This window comes from Saccharopolyspora sp. NPDC045839 (genome assembly GCF_056431645.1).
Map to the genome: position 1 here is coordinate 103,830 of NZ_JBWKKH010000018.1, position 23,630 is coordinate 127,459.

At 66.1% G+C, this 23,630-nt stretch carries 23 protein-coding genes; 18 read left to right on the forward strand and 5 right to left on the reverse strand.

Features of this window, described 5'->3' with window-relative positions; all coding sequences use genetic code 11:
* The first annotated feature begins 128 nt into the window (after positions 1-128).
* The 6 genes from AC07EQ_RS24175 (at position 129) to AC07EQ_RS24200 (ending at position 4,786) form a co-directional block, all read left to right on the forward strand.
* The gene (locus tag AC07EQ_RS24175; protein ID WP_478390168.1) at positions 129-776 is read left to right on the forward strand and encodes a non-oxidative hydroxyarylic acid decarboxylases subunit B; all 648 of its coding nucleotides are present in this window, start codon (positions 129-131) and stop codon (positions 774-776) included.
* Entirely contained in the window at positions 766-2,187 is a 1,422-nt protein-coding gene (locus tag AC07EQ_RS24180) for a non-oxidative hydroxyarylic acid decarboxylases subunit C (protein WP_478390169.1), read from the forward strand. The genes AC07EQ_RS24175 and AC07EQ_RS24180 overlap by 11 nt, the downstream gene beginning before the upstream one ends.
* Before the next feature lie 26 nt (positions 2,188-2,213).
* The gene (locus AC07EQ_RS24185; protein WP_478390170.1) at positions 2,214-2,459 is read left to right on the forward strand and encodes a non-oxidative hydroxyarylic acid decarboxylases subunit D; all 246 of its coding nucleotides are present in this window, start codon (positions 2,214-2,216) and stop codon (positions 2,457-2,459) included.
* Between the two features lie 63 nt (positions 2,460-2,522).
* Complete coding sequence (locus AC07EQ_RS24190; RefSeq protein ID WP_478390171.1) at positions 2,523-2,801, forward strand: hypothetical protein; 279 nt, start codon at positions 2,523-2,525, stop codon at positions 2,799-2,801.
* A gap of 83 nt (positions 2,802-2,884) precedes the next feature.
* Positions 2,885-3,112 (forward strand): hypothetical protein, encoded by a 228-nt coding sequence (locus tag AC07EQ_RS24195; RefSeq protein ID WP_478390172.1) that lies wholly within the window; start codon positions 2,885-2,887, stop codon positions 3,110-3,112.
* A 300-nt stretch (positions 3,113-3,412) separates the two neighbouring features.
* Positions 3,413-4,786 carry a hypothetical protein gene (locus tag AC07EQ_RS24200; RefSeq protein WP_478390173.1) on the forward strand — a complete coding sequence of 458 codons (1,374 nt, stop codon included), beginning with the start codon at positions 3,413-3,415 and terminating at the stop codon, positions 4,784-4,786.
* Positions 4,787-5,094: 308 nt separating this feature from the next.
* On the opposite strand, the gene AC07EQ_RS24205 is transcribed toward AC07EQ_RS24200, so the two are convergent.
* Positions 5,095-6,729, reverse strand: a complete 1,635-nt coding sequence (locus AC07EQ_RS24205) for a flavin monoamine oxidase family protein (protein WP_478390174.1) — start codon at positions 6,727-6,729, stop codon at positions 5,095-5,097.
* A 247-nt stretch (positions 6,730-6,976) separates the two neighbouring features.
* Between AC07EQ_RS24205 and AC07EQ_RS24210 the strand changes: the two genes are divergently transcribed.
* From AC07EQ_RS24210 to AC07EQ_RS24220, 3 genes are all read left to right on the forward strand, one after another.
* Positions 6,977-8,038 (forward strand): SDR family oxidoreductase, encoded by a 1,062-nt coding sequence (locus tag AC07EQ_RS24210; RefSeq protein ID WP_478390175.1) that lies wholly within the window; start codon positions 6,977-6,979, stop codon positions 8,036-8,038.
* Between the two features lie 89 nt (positions 8,039-8,127).
* Entirely contained in the window at positions 8,128-9,318 is a 1,191-nt protein-coding gene (locus AC07EQ_RS24215; protein WP_478390176.1) for an aspartate aminotransferase family protein, read from the forward strand.
* A 1-nt stretch (position 9,319) separates the two neighbouring features.
* Entirely contained in the window at positions 9,320-9,817 is a 498-nt protein-coding gene (locus AC07EQ_RS24220; RefSeq protein WP_478390177.1) for a type II toxin-antitoxin system RatA family toxin, read from the forward strand.
* Positions 9,818-9,895: 78 nt separating this feature from the next.
* Here AC07EQ_RS24220 and AC07EQ_RS24225 read toward each other — a convergent pair whose 3' ends face one another.
* A complete protein-coding gene (locus AC07EQ_RS24225) occupies positions 9,896-11,242 on the reverse strand; it encodes a PucR family transcriptional regulator (RefSeq protein ID WP_478390240.1) in 1,347 nt (448 codons plus the stop codon).
* A 113-nt stretch (positions 11,243-11,355) separates the two neighbouring features.
* Here AC07EQ_RS24225 and AC07EQ_RS24230 point away from each other — a divergent pair, with 113 nt between their 5' ends.
* The 8 genes from AC07EQ_RS24230 to AC07EQ_RS24265 all read left to right on the forward strand — a co-directional run bounded on the left by AC07EQ_RS24230 (position 11,356) and on the right by AC07EQ_RS24265 (position 18,541).
* Entirely contained in the window at positions 11,356-12,417 is a 1,062-nt protein-coding gene (locus tag AC07EQ_RS24230) for a polysaccharide deacetylase family protein (protein ID WP_478390178.1), read from the forward strand.
* 374 nt (positions 12,418-12,791) lie between these two features.
* Positions 12,792-13,391: a response regulator transcription factor gene (locus tag AC07EQ_RS24235; RefSeq protein ID WP_478390179.1), complete on the forward strand. Its 600-nt coding sequence runs from the start codon at positions 12,792-12,794 to the stop codon at positions 13,389-13,391.
* 63 nt (positions 13,392-13,454) lie between these two features.
* A complete protein-coding gene (locus tag AC07EQ_RS24240) occupies positions 13,455-13,640 on the forward strand; it encodes a hypothetical protein (protein ID WP_478390180.1) in 186 nt (61 codons plus the stop codon).
* 173 nt (positions 13,641-13,813) lie between these two features.
* On the forward strand, positions 13,814-14,008 hold the full coding sequence (locus tag AC07EQ_RS24245) for a hypothetical protein (protein WP_478390181.1): 195 nt from the start codon (positions 13,814-13,816) through the stop codon (positions 14,006-14,008).
* A 13-nt stretch (positions 14,009-14,021) separates the two neighbouring features.
* A complete protein-coding gene (locus AC07EQ_RS24250) occupies positions 14,022-15,563 on the forward strand; it encodes an AMP-binding protein (protein WP_478390182.1) in 1,542 nt (513 codons plus the stop codon).
* On the forward strand, positions 15,560-16,411 hold the full coding sequence (locus tag AC07EQ_RS24255) for an enoyl-CoA hydratase (protein WP_478390183.1): 852 nt from the start codon (positions 15,560-15,562) through the stop codon (positions 16,409-16,411). Before AC07EQ_RS24250 ends, AC07EQ_RS24255 begins: the two co-directional genes overlap by 4 nt.
* 183 nt (positions 16,412-16,594) lie before the next feature.
* Positions 16,595-16,987 carry an AMP-binding protein gene (locus tag AC07EQ_RS24260; RefSeq protein ID WP_478390241.1) on the forward strand — a complete coding sequence of 131 codons (393 nt, stop codon included), beginning with the start codon at positions 16,595-16,597 and terminating at the stop codon, positions 16,985-16,987.
* 825 nt (positions 16,988-17,812) lie between these two features.
* Positions 17,813-18,541: an alanine:cation symporter family protein gene (locus AC07EQ_RS24265; protein WP_478390184.1), complete on the forward strand. Its 729-nt coding sequence runs from the start codon at positions 17,813-17,815 to the stop codon at positions 18,539-18,541.
* Between the two features lie 49 nt (positions 18,542-18,590).
* On the opposite strand, the gene AC07EQ_RS24270 is transcribed toward AC07EQ_RS24265, so the two are convergent.
* Positions 18,591-18,848 (reverse strand): hypothetical protein, encoded by a 258-nt coding sequence (locus tag AC07EQ_RS24270; protein ID WP_478390185.1) that lies wholly within the window; start codon positions 18,846-18,848, stop codon positions 18,591-18,593.
* Positions 18,849-19,276: 428 nt separating this feature from the next.
* On the opposite strand from AC07EQ_RS24270, the gene AC07EQ_RS24275 reads away from it, so the two are divergent.
* Positions 19,277-20,695, forward strand: a complete 1,419-nt coding sequence (locus AC07EQ_RS24275) for an LLM class flavin-dependent oxidoreductase (protein ID WP_478390186.1) — start codon at positions 19,277-19,279, stop codon at positions 20,693-20,695.
* A gap of 340 nt (positions 20,696-21,035) precedes the next feature.
* On the opposite strand, the gene AC07EQ_RS24280 is transcribed toward AC07EQ_RS24275, so the two are convergent.
* Entirely contained in the window at positions 21,036-21,839 is an 804-nt protein-coding gene (locus AC07EQ_RS24280) for an IclR family transcriptional regulator (RefSeq protein WP_478390187.1), read from the reverse strand.
* A 241-nt stretch (positions 21,840-22,080) separates the two neighbouring features.
* Positions 22,081-23,382 carry a flavin monoamine oxidase family protein gene (locus tag AC07EQ_RS24285; RefSeq protein WP_478390188.1) on the reverse strand — a complete coding sequence of 434 codons (1,302 nt, stop codon included), beginning with the start codon at positions 23,380-23,382 and terminating at the stop codon, positions 22,081-22,083.
* Positions 23,383-23,630 lie beyond the last annotated feature (248 nt).

Here is a 23,630-nt window from a genome sequence, read left to right on the forward strand (position 1 = left end):
AGCCGCACCTACCGCGGAATGCGACGGGGCGGTGAGAACCCGGTCCGGAACCAAGCGGTGGCCTACCACGATGACCGAAACATTCCTTGCCTGACCGGCCGATGAGCAGTAGAGGAGAGCCGCACACTATGCGACTGATCGTGGGCATGACAGGGGCAACGGGTGCGGTGTTCGGCGTCCGCCTGCTGGAGGCCCTGCGCGAGCTGCCCGAGGTGGAGACCCACTTGGTGCTCTCGAAGTGGGCGCGGCCCACTCTCGAGCTGGAGACTGGCCTGTCGGTGCGCGAAGTCACCGACCTCGCCGATGCCGCCCACAGCCCCGGAGACCAGGGGGCGTGCATTTCCTCCGGCTCCTTCCGCACCGACGGAATGATCATCGCGCCGTGCTCGATGAAGACCCTGGCCGGCATCCGGGCCGGCTATGCCGACGGGCTGATCGGCCGCGCCGCGGACGTGGTCCTCAAGGAACGCCGCAAGCTGGTGCTGGTCCCGCGTGAGACCCCGCTGAGCGAAACCCACCTGGAGAACATGCTGGCGCTGACGCGCCTTGGAGCGCAGATGGTGCCGCCCATGCCTGCCTTCTACAACCACCCGGAATCCGTGGACGACATCGTCGACCACATCACCGCGCGGGTGCTGGATCAGTTCGACCTGCCGACGTCGAACGCCCGGCGGTGGGTCGGCATCCGTGCGGCACGCGAGCAGCGTTCCCCGCAGAAGCTGCCCGCGCCGCGGTCCCTCGCTTTGAACGAACAAGGAGAGTCCCATGCCGTATGACGACCTGCGCAGCTTCCTGCAAACCCTCGAGAAAGAGGGCCAACTGCTGCGCATCGCCGACGAGGTGATGCCCGAACCCGACATCGCCGCGGCCGCCAACGCCGCCCCTCGCCTAGGCGCCGCCGCCCCGGCCCTGTACTTCGACAACGTCAAGGGCTTCACCAATGCCCGGATCGCGATGAACGTGCACGGCTCCTGGGCCAACCACGCCCTGGCGTTGGACATGGATAAGAACAGCGGACCCAAGGACCAGGTGGACGAGTTCATCCGCCGCTGGGCGAACTTCCCGGTCAAGGCCGAGTACCGGGACAATCCGCCGTGGGCGCAGAACACGGTGGAAGGCGATGAGATCAACATCTTCGACGTCCTGCCGCTGATCCGCCTCAACGACGGGGACGGCGGTTTCTACATCGACAAAGCCGCGGTCGTCTCCAAGGACCCGGACGACCCGACCTCGACGGACAAGCAGAACGTCGGTATCTACCGGATCCAGGTCAAGGGCAGGCGCAAGCTCGCTCTCCAGCCCGTCCCCATGCACGACATCGCGCAGCACCTGCGCAAGGCCGAGGAACGTGGCGAGGACCTGCCGATCGCGATCACCCTGGGCAATGACCCGGTGATCTCCATCGTCGCCTCCACGCCGATGGAATACGACCAGAACGAGTACGAGCTGGCCGGCGCACTGCGCGGTGAACCCGCCCCGATCGCCCGCTCGCCGAAGTACAACCTGCCCGTGCCGTGGGGCAGCGAGGTCGTCATCGAAGGCGTCATCGAGGGCCGCAAGCGCGAGATCGAGGGCCCGTTCGGCGAGTTCACCGGCCACTACTCCGGTGGGCGCAACATGACGGTGATCCGGATCGACAAGATCTCCTACCGCACCGACCCGGTCTTCGAGCATCTCTATCTCGGCATGCCATGGACCGAGATCGACTACCTGATGGCCGCCAATACCTGCGTGCCGCTCTACACGCAGCTCAAGAAGGATTTCCCCGAGGTCCAGGCGGTCAACGCGACCTACACCCACGGCCTGGTTGTGATCGTGTCCACCAAGAAGCGCTATGGCGGATTCGCCAAGGCCGTCGGCATGCGCGTGCTGACCACCCCGCACGGACTCGGCTACGCCGCCACCGTGATCGTGGTGGACGCGGAAGTGGACCCCTTCAACCTGCCGCAGGTGATGTGGGCGCTGTCGACCAAGATGAATCCGGCCGGTGACCTGGTCGTCGTCCCGAAACTGCCGGTACTCGGACTGGCCCCGCAAGCCGACACACCGGGCATTGTGGACAAGCTCATCATCGACGCCACCACCCCCGTCGCGCCCGACACGCGCGGCAACTACGGCAACCAAGTCCTGGACCTGCCCGAGATGGGGGAGTGGCTCACCAAGCTCCAGTCGCTCGCCGCCCGCTGACCCACCAGTCGAAAGGACGACCTGCCATGGCCCCACAAGAAACCGTCTGCCCGCGCTGCGCCCACGAGACCGTCGACAAGCTCTACAGCTCGCCGGTCCCCGGCGTCTGGGACGTGCTGCAATGCCAGCAGTGCCTCTACGCCTGGCGCACCAGCGAACCTGCCCGTCGCACCAGTCGCGACGCCTACCCCGACAGTTTCAAGATGACGCTCGAGGACATCGAGGCAGCCCGCGAGGTCCCCACCATTCCTCCGCTGCGCTCCGCGTCCTGACGCCAGAGCCGTCACCATCCGTGGGAACCGAGTCCCGCGGACCATTTCCCAGGAGGCTGCGAGATGACACCCGAGCCACATGACACCCTGATGTGGGAGGCCCGAACTCAGCCCGGACGCCGGGACGAACTGCTCGCCTGGGTGGAACAGACCGCGGTGCTCGCTCTGCTCGCCGAACCCGGCTGCCTCGACGCCAGTACCTACCTGGGCGGCGAGGACCGGGTCGTGGTCATCGCTCACACCACCGGCACCATGCCCCGCGTGCCGGACCCGCCCGACGAGCTGCTGGTACGCGCCGTACACCAATGGCCCTTCCGCAAACACGCCTTCCATCGCAAGTGACGACCCGGCAAAGTCGTTTGGCCCTGAGTAAAGGACGGGCACGGCTCTTGTTGATCAGGTGAGTGTCCAGGTCTCCTGATCGCGTGAGAGAGGCCCGCGCCCTGGAAGCACTACTCACCCGGCACGGCTTTACCCAGCCGGTGTGTCAGCTGTGCGGTAAGGACCACCACTACGGCCACAGGTGGGAAGAACTGCGCAACTACGTCGAGATCGTGACCGTGCCGGACACCGGCGACGAATTACTAGGACTGGGCTTTGTGGGCATCGTGTTTGACTCGACGTATGCCCACAAAAAGCCCAGTCGAGGATGAGGTGGCGGCAGTGCTCGACTGGCTCACCCCCTGCTGCCCTCTGGGCGCACTCCACAGATCTTGACCATTCCTCCGGCGTGTACCGCAAAGTACACCGTCGACTGGCGGAACCGCCCGCGCGGGCGTGGACATTTGCGGTCAGCGAACTATGTGATGTCATTGACAAGGACTGCCATGCACGTGGATTCCTTATGTTCCCAGCCAGCCGGACCGATCTCACCGGGTGTCATCAAGACAGTTGGCGAGTGGACGCTCGAACGTCTACCAGAAGCCACGAAACGGGCGTTGGATGACGGCTCCGTGCCCTCCGCGTTCCTCGCCGAGATCGATTCGGTGGTGCTCACCGACCTCCCGGACGTGGTGGACCTCACCCAGGTGGAGGCTCGACGCCTCCTGGTTGATCTGGGTTTCTGCGGTAGCGCTGTCGCCAGGGTCGCGACGGAAAGCGGTCACGACGTCGCCCACCTGCTCGGCACGCTTGGTGTAGGTGCGCACCGACGCACTTTTCGCGACTACTACGCGGATCTCGCGACGCGATCAGGCGTGGGTCACCCACCACGGCAGACGTTCGTGTCCACAATCACCTGGAACGCACCAACGATCGAAGTCCGGGTGGACGATACCGTCGCCGCGACCTTGCCGAGCGTGTTCGACGACCAGCGGACAAGGACGTGGACCGGAACCTCTGATGAGGCAAGGCTGTGGCTCCTGTTCAAGAAGTGCGCCGGTCTCGGTGCGGTCGCCAACGTAGCACTCGCGCCCGTGGTCTTCGGCGACCTCCCGGTCGACTCCCCTGACGCGCCGGGCAGGATCGCTGTGGCTACGGCGGCGATGGAGGAGATGCAGGATCAGATGCGGATCTTCAGCATGGCCGGCAACCGCGCCGGGGGTATGTCCGCGGACGTCTTCATATATGGAATCCGCCAGTTCGGTGTCCCCTGGGAGGACGGTGCAGAGGCGCCGAGCGGTCCCCACGAGGCCGAGTGGATCAAGCGGGACGTAATGCTCGGGCTCAGGAGCCCGAACTACCTCGCGGACGTTCGCCGCAGGTATCCGATGCTGCTGGAGCCGGACGTTCACGCCATCGAGAAGGCGATCGGACAACCGTCGCTGGCGGAAAAGTTACGCGAGGCATGGCGATCTGACCTGCGCTACGAGGTTGACGCGGCAACCAAGGCGAGGCTGGCCGCCACCACCTTGGCCGCCCGGTCGCTGTGGCGCGCGACCGGCCGGTGCTCGTCCGCACACCTCGGCTTGGCGCGGAAGTTCCTGTTCAGCCACCTCCGCAAGCAGGCACGCACGTCCACGCCCCCGACCGCGGTGTCCAACGATTCGGGCATCACCGGGATGACCGAGCAGGACGTCGTACGCCTGGCCGAGCAGCGTCTGCGCGGCGTGTTCGACGACATCCTCCGGCACGTCGACCCGAAAAGCTTGGTGGCGGCCGAAGCTGAACTCGGTCGGCGTCCGAGCCCCGCCTGTACCCTGGTCGTTCCCGGGATCGATGCCGGCCGAGTCCGAGATCTCCCGAACCGTCGATGCGGCGATCGGACGTCCGAGTCCGGCCAGTTCGCCTTGGATCCTTCTGTGCCCCCACCGCGGGTACGCGGGCCAGGCGAGGATCGTTGCGGGTTGGATGGGGAAGATGTCGTGCCAGCGGCGGCGGGGGAGTAGCGAGGACAGGGCGGCGAAGCAGAAACGGTCCGTTAGCTTGTACCGGACTTGACCGGTGATCTGGCGGCGGAGGGCGGTCGTTCTCATGCCGAAGCACGAGCTGTTCAGCGTCCTTGGCGTTGTCCTTGGCGAAGTAGAGGGGCGGGGCTGCGGGAGCGAAGGCTCAGAGGCGTGTGGCTACGCGGACTAGATCGGCGAGTGCTCGGGAGCGGCTGTGTGGCGGCCAGGCGACGTTGTCCACAACGGACGCACCCCCGCACCACGCACCGGATCAGTACTTCGGCGGCGAGCCGGTCGCCGGCGACATGTCACAGCGAGCTTGTTACTTCCTTCGCGACGCGTTCGCCGGATCTGATCGCGCCGTCCATGTAGCCGTTCCAGATGGTCGCGGTTTCCGTGCCGGCCCAGTGGATGTGGCCGACAGGCGCGCGTAGTGCTAAACCGAAGTCGAGCCAGGTGCCCGGTGTGAACACGCCGCCGTAGCCGCCGCGGGTCCATTCTTCTTCCAGCCAGTTCTTCTCGATGTATTCGAGCGGATCAGCGGCTTGTTCGCCGAAGTACCGGGTGAAACATTCGATCACGTCTCTGCGTCGCTGTGTCGCGGGCATCTGATCGGCCTGGCGTCCTTGTTCACCTTCGATGAAGCCAAGCAGCACGCCCACATTCGCATCCGGCGGTGAATTGTCGAACGTGGTTCGCACGAGCCCCGTGTCGCTGGTCGCTTGTCCAGCCAGACCGGCGGCGCGCCAGAACGGGGTCGGATAAACGCATTGCACCTTGATCACGCTGCCCATCGGGATGCGTTGCGTGAGCTGGTCACGGGTTCCTGGCAGCGGTGGCGTGTACCGGATTCGGGCGGCTAGCGCGGGCGGCGCGGTCACGACACAGCGTTTGGCGCGCACGCTGAAGTTGTCGCCGTGCACACTGACGCCTGCGGGGTCCTGGTCGATTCTGGTTACAGGTGCGTTCAGAAGGACGCGGGGACCGAGTTCGCGTGCCATTTCAAGCGAGATGCGTTGCGATCCACCGACGATACGGGATTCCTGGGCTCCGTCGGAGGTGCGTACCAGCCGGTCGAGTCCGCCTGCGGAGGCGATGTAGAAAAGCACGTGAAGCAGCGACACGTCACGAGGCTCGACCGAGAGGACCGCGTTGATCACCAGCGATATCAGCGATTTCGCGCCCGGCTGGGCAAGATGGTGATTCATCCAGTCTTCGAAAGTCTGGCCATCCAGGGTACGTGCGTCATCCGCGGTCCAGGGCGCGTCGAGTGGAACTCGCTGTGCCATCCTGTCGAGTTCCTGGATCGCGGCGGCGGCTTCCGCCGCGCCCACCGGGTCGGTGGGCGGAATCCGGTTCAGTCCGAGGTTCAGCGGATCCGCTGGGAACACGTGGCCGTACCGGGTCAGTTTCCCGTTGTGGTAGTCGGTGTAATCGCCGGCGTCGTAGGTCTTGAACGTTTCCAGGCCGAGCTGCTGGATGAGACCGAGCACCCGGTCCTGTGTCGGCCCCACCCACTGGCCGCCGACCTCCACGATCGTGCCCGGATTGGCTCCCGGCGCAGTCACGGCCTGATTGACGGTACGGCCGCCGACACGGTCGCGTGCTTCGACCACGAGTACCTCGCACCCCGCGGCGACCAGCTCGCGAGCGGCGGTAAGCCCCGCCAATCCCGCACCGACAACAACGACCTGGGTCTCGCGCCGCCCAGCGGCGGGAGTCGGCTGTGCGATGGCACGCGGCGCACCAGGCGCGATCAGCGCCCCGGTACCAGCCGCGGCCATACCGGACAGCAAACCACGACGTGTGAACCGATTCATGTCCTCTTCCGCACCGCTCGCCTGGGCTACGAACATCCGGCTGTTGCCGAGGTGACCGAGCCTCCGGATCCGCATCGTGGTGGCCGACGACTTGCTGTTGACAGTAGTTCCGAATTCAACCATGGCGAGATGCGACAGCTCCAGAGCTGATCAGGAGTTTTGCCTATGCGAGCCAGGACATGGTGGGCAAGCGGGCACGCGTCGCGCTTGCCCGTTGCGGCGGTGCCGTCTCTCGCGCCACGGTTTTGCCGTCACGCCTGGCGCTAACGGCCCGACGTCGCATTGAGTCGGGTTGGCAACGTAGCACCGTTGCGCGGCTCATTGCCCTTGACGCAGGGGTGGACCAACAAGGCGATTCGAGGAGACCGGCATGTCGCAACGCAAGTTCGTGCTGCTGACTGGCGCCTCTGGCGTGGTCGGTACGGCATTGCGCCCAGCACTGGCCCACCACAGGGTTATCAGCCTGACTCATCGTGCCAAAGTCGACTCCGAGTCGGTGATCGGCGATGTGACCCAACCGTTCCTGGGGCTCGATGAGCTCACATACCAGATGCTGGTGTCCAATGTGGATACTGTGGTGCACTGCGCGGCGAAGACCGACTTCGGCGCCGGAGCTGACGCCGCGCACGGGCTCAACGTCGTCGGCACGAAGCGAGTCCTGGAGTTCGCTGCTGACGCGCAGGCCCGTGTCATCTACGTGAGCACCGCGTTCGTGGCCCGTAGCAAACTCACCCGGTCGGCACAGGGGTTGATGTCCGAGGGGGCGGCTCGCCCCGAAAATTACCTCGACTCCAAGCTAGAAGCCGAGGAGCTGCTTCGCGGCTCGGAAGTCCCGGTGGTGATCGCCCGCCCCTCGGTGGTGGTCGGTGATTCGGTGACCGGCGCCATGGCCAATTTCCAGGGTGTCCACATGGTCGCCGCAGGCATCCTCAGGAGCAAGTTTCCGCTTCTTCCGTTCGCGGCTGAAGAGCTGGTGGACGTCATACCGCAGGACCTTCTCGCTGCAGGGTTGCGGGCGTTGGTGGACGCGGATGTGCGTGGCGGCGAGTACTGGTTGACCGCGGGGCATCACGCGCTGACCTCCAGGCGGTTCGTCGACCAATGCGTGGCCGTGGCCGAGGAGTCGGGCATCGATGTCACGCCGCCGCGGTTGGTATCGCCGGACATGGTGGATCGGTTGATCCGCCCGGTGTTGGCCGAAGTTCTTCCTCCGGCCGCACGCAAGCAGTTTGACGACGTGCTGGCCATGGCCGCTTTGTTCGCCGGTGCCGAGCCGTTCCCGACTTCCTTCGGCGCCCTTCCCGGTGACCCGGCAGCGTTGCCGCTGCCCTCGGCAGAGTGGTTCGAGTCCGCCTTCCGCACCTCAGTGCGCTTTTTCGCCCATGCCAAACGCCTTGTCCCCGCCGCAGCCGCCGCCGGGGCGACGGTATGAGCGGTCATGGCATCCAGCACGCCGGTTCACGGCAGACGTCGGAACGCTACCGCCGCCACATCTCCCGTGGGCGGGCCCGACTGGCCGACATGACCGGCGGACTGACGGAAGTGTCCTCGCGTGGCAGCAGGGTTGTCGACGCTGATGGAAAGACGTACCTCAACTGCGGCGGATACGGCGTGTTCCTCCTCGGTCATGCCCACCCGGCCGTGGTAGAAGCGGTGGTGGATCAGGTTCACCGGCACCCGCTGACCACACGGCTAATGCTGGAGCCCACCGTCGCCAGTGCTGCCGAAACGCTCGCCGGCGTCGCCCCGGACGGTCTGGACTACGTGCATTTCGTCAACTCCGGAGCCGAGGCCACCGAGGCCGCGATCAAGCTGGCACGTGCCCATGGGCATGCGCACCTCATCTCCGCGGTCGGCGGTTACCACGGCAAGACCACGGGTGCGCTCAGCATCACCGCCCGGGAGCTCTACCAGGCTCCGTTTCGGCCGTTGCTGCCCTCCGTTGACCACGTTGCCTTCGGCGACGCGCAGGCGCTGGAAGAGGTATTGGCCGCAGCACCACCGGCCTGCGTGGTGGTGGAACCGGTGCAGGGAGAGGGCGGTGTCGTCGTTCCGCCGCCAGGATACCTGCGCGATGTCGCGCAGCTGTGCCGGAAGTACGGGGCGTTGTTCGTCCTGGATGAGGTGCAGACCGGACTGGGCCGGCTTGGTCACTGGTGGGGCGCGGACAGGGAGTCGGTCACCCCTGACATTCTACTGGTGGGCAAGAACCTTTCCGGGGGAGTCGTGCCCGTAGCGGCCATGGTCGCCACAGCAGAGGCGTATTCGCCGTTCAATCGCGACCCGTTCCTGCACACCTCGACATTCGCCGGGTCGCCGATCGCTGCTGCCGCCGCCGAGGCGGCGATCCGTGTGATCGTGGCGGAAAACCTCGTCACCAAGGCGAGCGAGTTGGGCGAGTACCTGCTCCAGGAGTTACGCCGAATCCTGTTGCACCATTGCGGTCACCTGATCACCGACGTGCGCGGGCTGGGTCTGCTGATCGGAGTGGAGCTGGTCAACGAGCAGGTCACGGGTGAACTGCTGATGGAACTGCTCGACCACGGAGTGCTCGTCAACCATTCACTGAACGCGCATCGGGTGCTGCGCTTCACCCCGCCGGCGGTCCTGACTTCCGAGGACGTTCACTGGCTTCTTGAGGCGGTTACCCGAGCCGCGGAAACCCTCGCGCGCCGATGCCCACCCAACGCTGTTGTGGAAGGAACCCCCTGATATGCCGACTGTTACGGTCGAGTCGCTTGTGCCCACCGCCATGGGGGCCGACGCTGACACTGTCTTCTCCGCGATCTGCGACGTCGAGCGCTTCGCCGATCAAACCGATGAGGTCCGCAGCGTTACCGTCACCGCAAGGCAAGACGGCACCCAGGATTCGGAATGGGCGGTCACGTTTCGCAACGGCATCCTGTGCTGGTCGGAACGAGAGCGGATCGACCACTCCGCAAGGACTATCACGTTCCGGCAACTCGACGGAGACTTTGAACGCTTCGACGGCGAGTGGGCGGTTGTCGAGTTCGGACCCGACACGATCGTCACGTTCACTGCGCACTTCGATCTCGGTATGCCGAGCCTGGCGGCGATCATCGATCCGATCGCGGAGGAGGCATTGCGCGCAAGCATCCAAGCCATCCTTCGCGGCCTGCTCGGCGAAGAACTGGTCTTCCTCGACACGACCTCCTACCCGGTCGCGTCCGATGCGGAAACTCCGTCGTGAGGTCGCCGTCTTTGCCGTATTCTCCGCACTTTTCAAGTTTGATCACGGTTAGGGACCCGCTGTCCCTTTTGGCGTCGTTTACTCCAACTCCATCGTGCGCTCGAGGTCCAGGGCCAGGCGTAGCGCCAGACTGGTGGGGTCGATGCGGCGGCCGAGGATCGTCTCCGCGCGCTGAACGCGTTGGGTCACGGTGTTGGGATGGATGCCGAGGCGCTGACCGCACCGGGTCGGGCTCGCGTGAGCGTCCATGTAGTGCCGCAGCGTCGTGATCAGACGTTCGCCGTCTTCGTGGCTGCGCAGTGCCCCGAGGTGGTCATCGACGAACCGCGCGGCCATCTCCTGGTCCTGCCTGGCGAGCACGGTGACCGCGACGTCGGGGAACCGGGTCGGTGCGGGAGTGTGGAGCGCTGTCAGGTCGACGCACGACAGGGCTTCCCGATGGGTGTGGTGGAACCCGCGGATTCCGCGGCGCGGGGTTCCGAGAGTCAGCCGGATGGTCCTGGGCAGCGAAACCGCGGCCAGGTCGTCGAAGGTCGAGCTCTTGAACGGGGTGAACCAGCCGTGGATGACCGAGGAATCGGTCGTCACGGAGACGTGTTGCCGAGCGAACCCGCGGAGCTCCCGTCGTGCGAGTTCGGATACCTCCTCGTGTTTCATGGGGTCGACGCTCCAGGCCACGTACCCGATGTGCACCTCATCGATGTGATAACCGAAGAGCTCTCTCAGCTCGCGCACGCCCCCGTTGCCCGACAGCACGGCGCGGACGATCTCGTTGCGCCGCGAATTCGTGGCCCGCATGAGGCTGTCGCGAGCCCGGTTGTAGGTGGTAATCGTCTCGCCGGTCATGGACTGCATGTACTCGAACAAGCGGATGGAAGCCGACTCGAGCGCCTCGGCGCGACGCGCAACGGTCCACGACTGCTGTTTGCGGAGATGGCTGGTGAATTCGTTCCAAATGGCGGCGTGGCCCAGCTCGTAGGAACGAAGGACGGCCGACAGGGGAGTGTTCGAGCGAGCCATCAGGTACGCGAAATCCTGCGCCGGTTTCGGAAGACGCGGGTCCGGGTTCGAACCCATGAAGGTGGCGCGCATGCCCGGCAGGTGCGAGACGATGGACGCGCGCAACGCCTCCAGCGTGTCCGGATCGGCCGCTCCGAGCTCGGGAATCTCGGCGTGGAGCTGATCGGCGAGCCCGGAGAAATTCAGGCGTCCGTGCTGGTCGAGCCAGTTCACGAACGGCTCCAACGGTAGCGGGTTGCCGCTCACCTTCGCATCCAGCATCTCGACACTATGGAGGACACCGGGAGAGCCGTCCACCCCCAGGGTCTCGGCAAAGTCGTGATGTGCTGCATCGCACTGGCGGCCACACTGGCCGGGGCATGCTCGTTCACGGCGGTCGCCGAGTGGGCCGCCGCCTGCCGACATCACGCCCGCGACTCCAACCGCCCCGTCGAACTACTCCTCACCAGCTGAAACCAGACTTTGCCGGGCCCCTGCGTCCACCCCGGTCGTTCCGTATGTGATCTCGCCACATAACGGTGTATCAGCAATGGGTATTGGCACTGCTTGAGTCTGTCGCAACGATGGCACGAGTTTCGCTCGAACCCCAAGAGGAGAGTCCGATGTCGAAATCTTCTGGCGGTCTGCTTTCAGGCCTCGAGGTCGCGGTCACCGTGGACGACCAATTCCAGTGGACCGGGATCCCGTTTCCCGAAGGGCATGGTCCGCACACCGTGTCGAAGAAGATGATGACGGCTTTTGAAGCCTATGGGGTTCCCGGCGTTTACGCCTTCAACAGCACTGCGCCGACGGAGGAAGATCCGCGCGTGCTCGACATCCTCGATGACTGGTGCGCCGCCGGGCACTACGTCGGCAACCACACGCACCAGCACATCAGCCTCAACTGGCTGGACGTCGACACCTACCTCCGCGACATAGAGACCAGCGAGCGGCTGTTGAGCAGGTGGATAGAGGCATCGCCGTCGCGCTACTTCCGCTACGCCTTCGCCATGGAGGGCGATAGCGCGACCAAGACGAGCCAGGTCCAGACTCACCTGAGCCGAAACGGGTTCCTGTCCTCCCCGGTCACGCTCTGGTTCTACGACGCCCAGTTCATGGTCGCCTATGACCGCGCCCTGCGGCTCATGGACCGGGCGGCGCAGCGCTGGATCGAGGACACCTTGGTCGACACCGCGATCGAGCAGATGGAAAACCAAGCAGCCGCGGCTACTGCCGCGCTCGGCCGGTCGCCGGCGCACATCATGCTGATCCACGGCACGACGGTCGCCGGTGCGACCATCGAGCGGATCCTCGGTCGGCTCACCGAGGAAGGCGTCGTGTTCGTCACCTCGGAACGGGCGATGGCCGACCCTGCCAACGTGATCGGTTCGCCGGTGACCACCCGCCAGTTCCGCAACTCGACGCAGAAGTGGGCCGAGTACGCGGGCGTGTCCATCCCGGATGTTCCGCCGGCGGTGCTCGCCGAGGTGGAGAAGGCGGCTCCCATCGAGGGCATGAGTTACGACGAGGTTCTTGGCCGGGCGATCCAGGAGTGGACGCGCCGGGTGTCCTTCACCCCGGTTCCGGCCGACTTCCACTGACAAGGGACCTGGCATGAGGTCAGTGGCAGCGACAATCTGTTGTTGCAGGCGCCGACGGGTGCGGCGATGACTGCTCGCGCAGAGCTGTGTGGACTACGGTCTCGCGGATTCGTCGGGGTTCGCCGGCTATCCGTACCCGGGGGAGACGGTGCTCTCGGTACCGGCGATCGTGCGTGGGGCGAGCGGGCGGCCGGTGGGTCCAGCCGATCAAGCGGGTTTCCGGCGCTGGTCGGGGCCCGCGATGGCAACGAGCTGCTCGCTGCGCGGAAGGCCTAACTCCCGGAAAGACTGATCCGAGCTTTCTGGTCGCGAGCCACCCTGGTATTTCCAGAACGGGGACCGCCATGCAGGGCAGAACAATGGAGAAAATCCGCGTGGCAATCCACGCGCAGGATCACCTTACGCGCATGGGACTGACGAACTGCTTGGGTGGAGACGCCCAGCTCGTCGATACCAACGGCGACAACGTCGATATCGTCGTGATCGCCATCGAAACCGCCGAAGCGTCCACCATGAAAGAGCTGCAGATGTTCAGGCCCGACACTGCCACCCCCCTGCTCCTCATCGTGGGCGATCAATGGCACGCCGACATCTCCGCAGCGGTAGAACAGGGTGTCCGGGCAGTCCTGTGGCGCCGCCATTTCTCCACTACAACGTTCATCCAGGCCCTTCGTGCTGTAGGCAGCGGTGGCGGATACTTCCCCACCTCACTGCAAGGCGCACTCATCGAGCAAATCGTGCAGACCTACCGCGAAGTACTCGCACCGCAAGACTTGACCCCGTCCGGGTTCACCCACCGCGAGATCGATATCCTCCGCCTCGTCTCCGAAGGATTCGATCTCCAACAAATAGCTAACAAACTGCACTACTCAGAACGCACGGTCAAGAACATCCTCTACCAGTTCATGAAGCGGTTCGGCCTCCATAACCGCGCTCACGCCGTCTCCTACGCAATCCGCTCCGGTCTCATCTAATCCCAGCCGAATATTTCCGTTCGGTGGATTGTCCATGCCGGCGGCGAAGGAGTTCGCCGCGGCGTGGGGGACGTCAGCCGGTCCAGTCTGGTGGCGCAGCTGCGCAAGATCAAAGGCGATCGCTTCGGCGGCCTCACCGTTCCGCTGACCTTCACCGCCAGCGGCCCGCCGCCGGCGAGCTGCATGTTCATGCAGGGCAGCGGCGGCAAGTGGGCCGCGCCGAAGGGCGACAAGCCGACCTGCTTCTGAGAATTGGGCATTGGCACTGCTTGAGTCTGTCGCAACGATGGCACGAGTTTCGCTCGAACCCCAAGAGGAGATTCCGATGTCGAAATCTTCTGGCGGTCTGCTTTCAGGCCTCGAAGTCGCGGTCACTGTGGACGACCAATTCCAGTGGACCGGGATCCCGTTTCCCGAAGGGCATGGTCCGCAACTCGACGCAGAAGTGGGCCGAGTACGCGGGCGTGTCCATCCCGGATGTTCCGCCGGCGGTGCTCGCCGAGGTGGAGAAGGCGGCTCCCATCGAGGGCATGAGTTACGACGAGGTTCTTGGCCGGGCGATCCAGGAGTGGACGCGCCGGGTGTCCTTCACCCCGGTTCCGGCCGACTTCCACTGAGAAGGGACCTGGCATGAGCGAACCGCGAATCCACTCAGGCGGAACTTCTCAGTCGCTGGAGACGCTGCGCACCCGTGCTGCGCGGCTGGCATCGGCCCTCAACGCCGACGGGATCGGTCCGGGCGACCGCGTCGCCGTTGTCATGCGCAATGACATCGCGTTCGTGGAGGTGACGCTCGCGGTCGGGCTCGTCGGGGCTGCCCCGGTTCCGATCAACTGGCACTGGACGGGGGACGACCTCGCACACGCGCTGGCCGACAGCCGCTCCCGGCTCGCGGTGGTCCACACCGACCTGCTGCCGGCCGTGGAGTCCAGCGCACCCGGGCTGCCGATCATCGAGGCGGAGATACCGCCCGGGGTGCGGTGCTCCTACGGGCTGGCCGAACAGCCGTCCACCGGAAGGTGGCCGACGCTGTCGCAGCGCATCGACGATCACGAACCCCGCACCGAACCCTCACCTGCCGCCCCGATGAGCGTGATCTACACGTCCGGCACCACCGGGCGGGCCAAGGGAGTGCTCCGCGACCCGGTCGCGGTGGCCGACCGCCCGACGTTGCTGGCCAACATCGCGAAGCTGTGGCACCTGGCTCCAGCCGAGACGACCCTCATCCCGGCGCCGCTCTACCACTCCGCTCCGAACGTGCACGCCACCTTCGCCGTCGCGCTGGGCATGAACTTGCACATCATGCCTCGCTTCGACGCCGAGGAGTTCCTGCGGCTGGTGCAGGAGCACCGCGTCAACAGCGTGCAGATGGTTCCTACGATGTTCAACCGGCTGCTGCAGCTGCCCGAGCAGGTGCGGCGTTCCTACGACCTCTCCTCGCTGAAGGCCATCGTGCACGCGGCCGCGCCGTGCCCGCGGCACGTCAAGGAAGCCATGATCGGCTGGTTGGGTCCGATCGTGCACGAGTACTACGGCGGCGCCGAGGTGGGTGCCTTCACCGCCTGCGACACGGCGGAGGCCCTGAGCCGTCCGGGCACCGTCGGGCGCCCGATCCTTGATGCCGATGTGCGCATCCTCGGAGAGGACGGAACTGACAAGCCGGTGGGCGAGGACGGCATCGTCTACGGGCGCTGCTTCACCGGCTGGCCGGACTTCACCTACATCGATGACGAGCCCAAACGCCGTCGGATGGAAAGGGACGGCTACCTCACCCTCGGCGACATCGGCCACCTCGACGACGAGGGCTATCTCTACCTCAGCGACCGGCTCAACGACATGGTCATCTCGGGCGGCGTGAACATCTACCCCGCCGAGGTCGAGGCGTGCCTGCTCGACCTCGAGGGGGTCGCCGATGTGGCCGTGTTCGGCATTCCCGACCCCGACCTGGGAGAGGTGCTCGCCGCCCACATCCAGCCGATCCCCGGCGCGATCCTTCACCCGGCCGAGATCCGGACCCACGTCGGCTCCCGCCTGGCGCGCTACAAGGTACCGCGGGAAGTGGTGCTCGCCGACGAGCTGCCGCGCGAGGACACCGGAAAACTGTTCAAGCGCCGTCTCAAGCAGCAGTACCTCGATGCGGCGGGGCACAACGGGGACGAGGGGGTTGCATGAGTTCGTCCGTGCTTCTCGAGAGCCCGGAGACCGGTATCGCGCGGGTGGTGCTGAACCGGCCCGAGCGTCGCAACGCGCAGAACCCCCAGATGCTCTACGACCTCGACGAGGCGCTGGCGATCGCGGCCCGGGACCGCACAGTCCGGGTGATCATCCTGGCTGGTGCGGGACCCGACTTCTCCGCCGGACATGATCTCGGCGAACGCGACTCGAGGATTCCCGGGCCGTCCGTGGCCACCCTCGAGGGCGCTTTCGACGCCGACGGGGTCGAGGGCAGGCACGCGTTCGAATGCGAGGCCTATCTGGGAATGTGCCGCCGGTGGCGCGATCTGCCCAAACCCACGATCGCCCAGGCCCACGGGCGTTGCATCGCCGGAGCGCTGATGCTGTTGTGGCCGATGGACCTGATCGTGGCCGGCGAATCGGCGACCTTCTCCGATCCGGTAGCGGCATTCGGGCTCAACGGTGCGGAGTACTTCACCCACGTGTGGGAGGTGGGCGCGCGCAAGGCCAAGGAAATGCTGTTCACCGGCGCTCCTGTGACTGCTGCGGACGCACATCGGCTGGGCATGGTCAACCACGTGGTCCCCGACGACGACCTCGCGGACTTCACCCTCGACCTCGCACGGCGGATCGCACGCATGCCCGAGTACGCGCTGCGGCTGGCGAAGTCCAGCGTCAACAACAGCCTCGCCGCCCAAGGCCAGGACGTGGCGCTGGAGTCGGCGTTCGCCCTGCACATCGCCGGGCACGCCAACAACCTCTCCCGCCACGGCGACATCATCGACCCCGGTGGTGTCGACACGATCCGGGCGCTGTCCCGCCAGGCGCCGGAGCGTGCGCCGTGACGAATCCATCCCGAACCAGCCCGCGGGAGGCAGCGTTGACCAGCGACACCCGTCCAACCATCGAAGGTTGGCTCGCCGAGTACGACGCACGCCGACGCCGACGTCGCGTGGCTGCTGTGCGACCGGCACGACCCGAATGCGGTCGCCTTCACCTTCGTCGACGCCGACCTGCGGACGCACGACCTGACCTTCGGTGAGCTCGCCGAGCGTTCCCGCCGACTCGCCACCGTGCTCGCCGACCACGAATTGCGGCGCGGCAGCAGAGTGCCGGTGCTCATGGGAAAACGACCGGAACTCATCGTCACGCTCGTGGCGATCTGGCGCCTCGGTGCGGTCCACGTGCCGCTGTTCACCGCGTTCGCCACCGGAGCCGTCCAGCTGCGCGTCGAGGCGGCCGGCGCCGAGCTCGTGATCACCGACCGCGCGCAGCGTGCCAAGGTCGACCCGATTCCCGGGATCACGGCACTCGACGTCGACCAGTTGGAGCGGGCCGCTGCCGACCGTGAACCCCACACCGGGCGGGAGACGGTTGGCGGCGACGGCACTTCCGGCGCCCTACGAATGCCACCGAAGTGACCGTGATCCCCAGGCAGCGCACGAATCCAGCCGGTTCCGTATGCCCGGCTGGATTCGCCCGGTCAACAAAGTGCCCCCGGACTGGCTCGTACAGGATGCACACGGGTTCGGACGCTGGTCATCGGCGTCGCGGGATGGGCACGCCGGCGCTGTCAAAGCCTCTGGTTGTCGAGGCGAGAGTGCCTCTGGTGATGGAACGCCGTGCAAAGCGTCGGGAGCAGTGAGCGGGTCCTGTCACTGGATCAGGAACGGCTGCTGATGCCGGCAGCGCCGTCTCGACCGCGTTCTACACGGTGAGGGACAACGCCCTGGGAGAGGAAGGAACTTATTGATGGGTAACGCAAATGTGGCGTTGTCGTTGGTTATGGTGTGAAGGTGACGGTGGTTGATGTCAAGCGGCTTTCGCCTGCCTCGCAAGAGGATTTGCGGCGGCGGGTGGTCGCCCGACCACGTGCGCGCCTTGTTCGGCAAGGAAGAAGTCCGCTACGCCGCCGACTAGACACGCCACAATTGCCCTACCCCCCAATATGAAGGTGAAGCCGAGCCCCTTCAGGAGGAGCGCCCAACGGTGAGCATGTCTAGAAACAACGCGCCTGGTCAGGAGGTCGATTTCGACGCTTCAGGCAGCGACCCTCAAGACAGGGCTGGTCCTGATCCGTTGTCCGAACGAGCCTGCGAACTTGATTCTGAACACTGGATCAACCAGTAGTTCTGTTCAGGGTATCCGGGCTGCGAGGAAGTCCCAGGATGGAGACACCCGGGTTTATTTGCTGACGGGGCTGGTCATGTTGCGGGGTGTGTGACCGGCGGTTCGACTCGCACTGGGTGCATTACCGGCCTGGCTATCGCTGCCGTCACGGCCACACCAGCGCGCGCACGCAGAAACCAGCCGCCTGCACCTTCCTCGGATCCGTCCTGTCGCTCAAAACCGTCTGGGGCCTCGCCGACGTCACCACGGGGTTGATGGCCACCGTCAACCTCCTGGCCGTGCTCGCCCTGACCGGCGTGGTCATCAAGGTCCTGCGCGACTTCGACGCCCAACGCGCACGCGGACTCGACCCGGTCTTCACCCGAGCTCTTCACCGGCGTGGTCGAGCTGATCCGGTCGAACGGCATGGCGCCGGTGAGCTGCGGACGGGCGAACGGCTCCCGCCGGAGACCGAGCTCGCGTCGGCGTTCGGGGTGGCTCCGATGACCGTGTCCGGCGAGGCGGCAGCGCTGGCGGCGGAGAGCCACCGCACCGATGTCCCGCCTGCCGACTTCCGGTTCGCCGACGCCGAACTGCACCGACGCATCACCGAACGCAGCGGATCACCGCAACTGGTCGAAGCCGAGCGAGCGGTCCAGGCCGAGCTGACCCGGGTGCTGCGCCACGCGGAACGCCCGCCGAACATCCTCAACCTCGCGCACCAGTCGCACACCCCGCTGGTGGAAGCGGTGCTGGCGGGTGACCCCGAGCTGAGCCGTCAGGAGCTGTGGGCGCACGCCTGGTCGTCCGTCGACCTGATGATCGGCGTCGGTTTCCTGCCCCGAAGGCACGAGAACAGGAGCTGAGCCGGGTTCTGCGCGTGATCGAAAGTCCTAAGTGGACGCCGGCGGACGCTCAGAACCACGAGGCGAGGACGATCGCTTCCAGTCGAGCCGGGCGGTTCCTTGCCGAGATCCCCGGCTCGACGTTGGTGCGCATCCGGGGCGCGGACCGCATCCCGATGGAGAACGATGCGGTGGCCAGCGCCGCATTCTTCGCGAGCTGATCGATCACGCACGATCGGAATCCTGTATGGACGGTCGTATCAGCCGGAACCGTCGGTTGGCGCTGGGTTTTCTCGCTGACGTCGACCAGATCCGTGTCGATCTGCAACGCGCGGGCGGAGGAGTCCGCCGGTGTGGGCGGCCGCGGGTGCGTCACCGCAGGCCAGCTCGCGTCCAGCGTCGAACAAGGCACTGGACGCGGGCTGGTCGGCTGATGGGCCGCTGCCGGAACGGCGGAGTTGGTCGCGGGACGCCGCGGTGCTCGTTGCGGCGTTCACTAAATGACGATGGTGTTCGAATGCAGCGCTTCTGTTGATCGCGCGCTGGCGTCCGCATTGAGACCGGAACTCCGTGAAGAACAGATGATCTCCCGCTCGTTAAGCGGATCGGCGTCATTGGCGGGCCCCGCGGCTTCCCTCTTGACGCGAGCAGGTAGCCGCCGCCACAATCGGCGAAGCAGCGTTCACTAAGTGAGCAATATGTTCAGTTTTCTGGTGACTGTCCTCGCGTGGGCCAGTCCTCGCCAAGGGAGGCGCAATGAGTGACCGTCCGCTCAAGCTGTTCGCTTTCGATGTCCAGGCGCCGGCGCACCTGACCGCGGGGTCGTGGCGCAACGACGACGACCAGGGGTACCGCTACACGGATCTGCGCTACTGGACGGAGACGGCGAAGCTGCTGGAGGAGGCCTGCTTCGACGGGATCTTCTTCGCCGACACGGTCGGTTACCACGACGTCTACGCCGGATCTCCCGACGCGGCGATCCGGGACGCAGCGCAGTTCCCGATCAACGACCCGGCGCTGCTGGTGTCCGGGATGGCTGCGGTCACCGAGCACCTCGGGTTCGGCGTCACCTCCTCCCTGACCTACGAGCAGCCGTACTTGCTGGCGCGGAAGTTCAGCACCCTCGACCACCTGACCGGCGGGCGCGTCGGGTGGAACATCGTGACGTCCTACAGCGAGTCGGCGGCTCGCAACCTCGGGCTGGGCAAGCAGATTCCCCATGACGAGCGCTACGACATGGCCGAGGAGTACATGCAGGTCTGTTACCGGTTGTGGGAGCACTCCTGGCAGGACGACGCCGTCGTGCGGGACCGGGAGTCCGGGACCTACGTCGATCCTGCTCGCATCCACCCGATCGACCACAGCGGGAAGTACTTCCAGGTTCCCGGGATCCACCTGTGCGAGCCCTCGCCCCAGCGAACTCCGGTGCTGTTCCAGGCGGGAGCGTCGTCGCGGGGCCTCGCCTTCGCCGGATCGCACGCGGAAGGGGTGTTCGTCAACACGATGACCCCGGAGCTGTCCCAGCGCAGTGTGGCGAAGGTGCGCCAGGCGGCCGCGGACGCCGGCCGGGATCCCCGGAGCGTCCAGGTCGTCGCGTTGATCACCGTCGTTGTTGCTCCCACCGATGAGCAGGCGCAGGAGAAGTACGAGTCGTACTTGCGGTCGGTCAGCTACGAAGGGGCCATGGCCCGGTTCGCCGGATGGACCGGCATCGACCTCTCCGGATATGACCCGGACATGCCGCTGAAGTACGTCGAGACCGACGCTTCGCGCTCCCTGGTCGAGATGTTCTCCAAGGCGGACCCGAGTCGGACGTGGACGCCGCGCCAGGTAGCCGAGTTCCTCGGCATCGGCGGCACCGGCGCGGTCGTCGTCGGCTCACCGCAGACCGTGGCCGCGGAGCTGCGCCGCTGGCGGGACGTGGCCGACATCGACGGGTTCAACCTCAGCTACGCCAGCAAGCCCGCGAGCTGGAACGACTTCATCGACCTGGCCCTGCCCGAGCTGCGCCGCCAGGGCCTGGTCAAGGACGGCTACGACCGCAGTGCCACCACGTTGCGCGAGAACTTCTTCGGAGCGGGTCGCAATCTGACGCTGCCCGATCACCCCGCCTCCGCCGTGCGCGCACTGCACCACGACGACGTCCCGCTGGCCGCTGCTGGTGCGCTCGCCTGACCCCTCGATGGGCGCGATCCGCCGGTGCGGCGCCGTTTTCGGTGATCTGCTGCGCGGGTACCGGAACGAATTCCGGTGTGGAACCGCGGACCGCGCGGTTCCACACCGAACGATGAAGAGGATCCACGCGCGGCGTCCGGCCCCCTGAGGGATTTCGGTGTCGTTGAACCCGACCACGTGCGCCCCGGCTGCGGAAATGCAGCCGGGGCGCACGAGCCCGACCAGCCTGGTCAGACCGCGATGCATCAGGCGGGCGCGATCGGGGATTCTGCGCCGCCTTCCGCAGTCCTGTCCCGAATTCCGCAACTCGATGCAGGAGTTGCGGTCGTGCTCAAGAGGTTCAGCGCTCTGGTACGTCGGACCACAGAACGTCGGCGATCCGATCTGCGGCGGCTTGCAGCGTGCTGACCGCTTGCGGGATCTTGTCCCGGCCGAAGCGGTAACGCGGTGCGTTGAGGTTCAGGATGGCGACCAGGACCCCGGCGGAATCCCGCACCGCGCACGACAGGGCGATCAGCCCTTCCTCGAGCTCGTTGTCGATGAGGCCGTACCCCTGCTCCCGGACGTGGTCGAGTTCTCGGAGGAGTGCGTCCCGGTTGGTGATCGTGTGCTCGGTGAAGGCCTCGAGCTCAGCGGGCAGCAGTTGGTTCACCCGCGCGATCGGCAGGTTGGCGAGCAGCACCTTGCCGCTGGAACTGGCGTGCAGCGGGTACTGGCGGCCGACTTGGTGTTCCAGTGCCGCGGACGTGGCGCCCACGACGTGCGAGCCGGAGGCTTCGGCCACCAGGTCGAGTCCGTCGGAGGAGTTGACCGCCGACAACGTCACGGACTCGTTGAACTCCTCGGCCAGCTCGTCGAGGTAGGGCTGGACCCGGGTGGTGAGACCGGCGTAGGGAGCGGCCTTCTGCCCGAGGCGGGCCAGCTCCCACCCGAGGACGTAGTTGTTGTTGATGCGGTCCACCAGCCCCACGCGTTCGAGGCTGTAGAGCAGGCGGAAAGCGGTGGGCCGTGAGAGCTTGACGGCCTTGGCCAGGGTCGAGGCAGTGGCGCCGGTGCTCGGTTGCACGGCGAGTTCCCGTATCAGACGTGCCGCCTTCACCACTGACTTGTTCAGCGGCTCCGTCTGCTCGGACGGCTGGCTCATCCGACCCCCTCACTCAGCGGCGCTGGGACTTGCGCCTCCGAGTGCAGAGTGTACGCAGTGTCCAGTTAGTGAACGACCTGCCGGGCGCCGACTGTGCTCGTCGTCGCCTTTGTGACCCGGGCAGCCGCGCTGAACCGCCCCGCCAGGCGGAGTTTCGGCAGGCGGGGCGGTTCAGTTCAACGCTGCAGCTCACCAGCGGTGGGGACGGCGGCAGCGCGTTCATGTTCCGGTGGGGGCGTGTTCAGGTAGACGAGTCGAGCCGGGTGGTGAGTTCGCGGGCGACCCGCAGGCCGCTCTCGATGGCTCCGTCGATGAAGCCGGCCCAGACGTTGGCGTAGTCGCTGCCCGCGAAGTGCAGGACACCTTCTGCGCGCTGCTGCGCTTCGAAGTACTTGGTGAGCTGGTTCGGCCGCTGCATCAGCCACGTCTCGCGGGAGTGCGGATCGGCCATCCAGTCATGTCCGGTGACCTCCAGGACCTCGAGGTCATCGCGCCACACGCGCAGCGCCGCGCGGACGGCGTCGACGTCGTTCGGGTCGATCTTCCCGGAGTCCGCGCCGAAGGAGACGAGCACGGCGTCGTCGTCCCCGATGAACTCCGTGCGCACGACCGACAGCGGATGATCGGCGGAGGAGTAGGCGAAGAACGGTTTGATCGGGCCGCGCACCCGGATCCACACCTTGACGCCCCTCGACGCCGCCTTCTCCTCGCTCGCAGCGCGCTTTTCGGGGCACAGCGCGGGGGAGACGTCCAACTCGCCGATGATGTTCTGGGGCAAGGTCACGACGACGCGACGCGCGTTGATCCGGTCGCCGGCGGCGGTGGTCACCACGGCACCGTCCGCGTCGTGCTCGATCCGGCGCACTTCGGTGGACGTGCGGATGTCGGCGTCGGTGTCGGCGACGATCGCTTCGACCAGGGACCGGGTTCCGGAGGCGAGGCGGAACACCGCGGAGGCCTCGTGCATGAGGTGCCAGGAGCCGGCCGTGGCCGCTGTCCAGCGCAGCGCGCTGGTGAACGCGCCGTCCTGGAGCGGGGCGTTGAAGTGCCCCACCCACGCGGCCTCGTTGGCGCGGTACTCCTCGACCGGGAGGTCCAGTTCGTCGAGCTTGTCCTGGACGCTGAACGTGTCGACCGACTTGAGCTCCGGCTCGGAAGTCGGTTTGTCCGGTCGGGGGATCCAGCGCATCGTCTCGTCCAGCAGGCGCTGCATGCCGGGGTCGATGAGCTCCATGAACCCGTCGAGCGTTCCCTTGCGGACTTCCTCACCGGCCAGCCAGTAGGCCTCCTCGGGGCGCGGTCCGCGGGTGACCTCGAGCCCGTAGCGGGTGACCTCGGCCCACGCGTGCGGCTGCACCCAGTGCAGCCAGGTGCCGCCGATCTCGAGGTCCCGGCCGAGTCGGTGGTCGGTCCACACCCGGCCACCCAGCCGGTCCCTGGCTTCGAGGACGACGACCCGCAGTTGGCGTCGGCTGAGCTCGCGGGCCGTGATCAGGCCGGCGATACCGCCGCCCACGACGACGACGTCAGCATCTTCAATCACTCTGGCGCTCCCTGGTGGTCGGACCGGAGGTCTGTCCGGGTCTGGAGACGTGGTCCGGGCGCGCGGTGGGGCGCTCGGACCTTCCTGCTCAGAACCGCTTCAACAGCACATAAATGGACAATATGTTCAATATATGAACAAGATGGCTCGTATTTTGACGCCGGTCGCCAGCTCCGTCAAGGCCTGACCGCATGGTTTAACTGGTGGAATTTCCAGTGGTGAAGCAGTGGGGTCCTCTTGACGTCCGT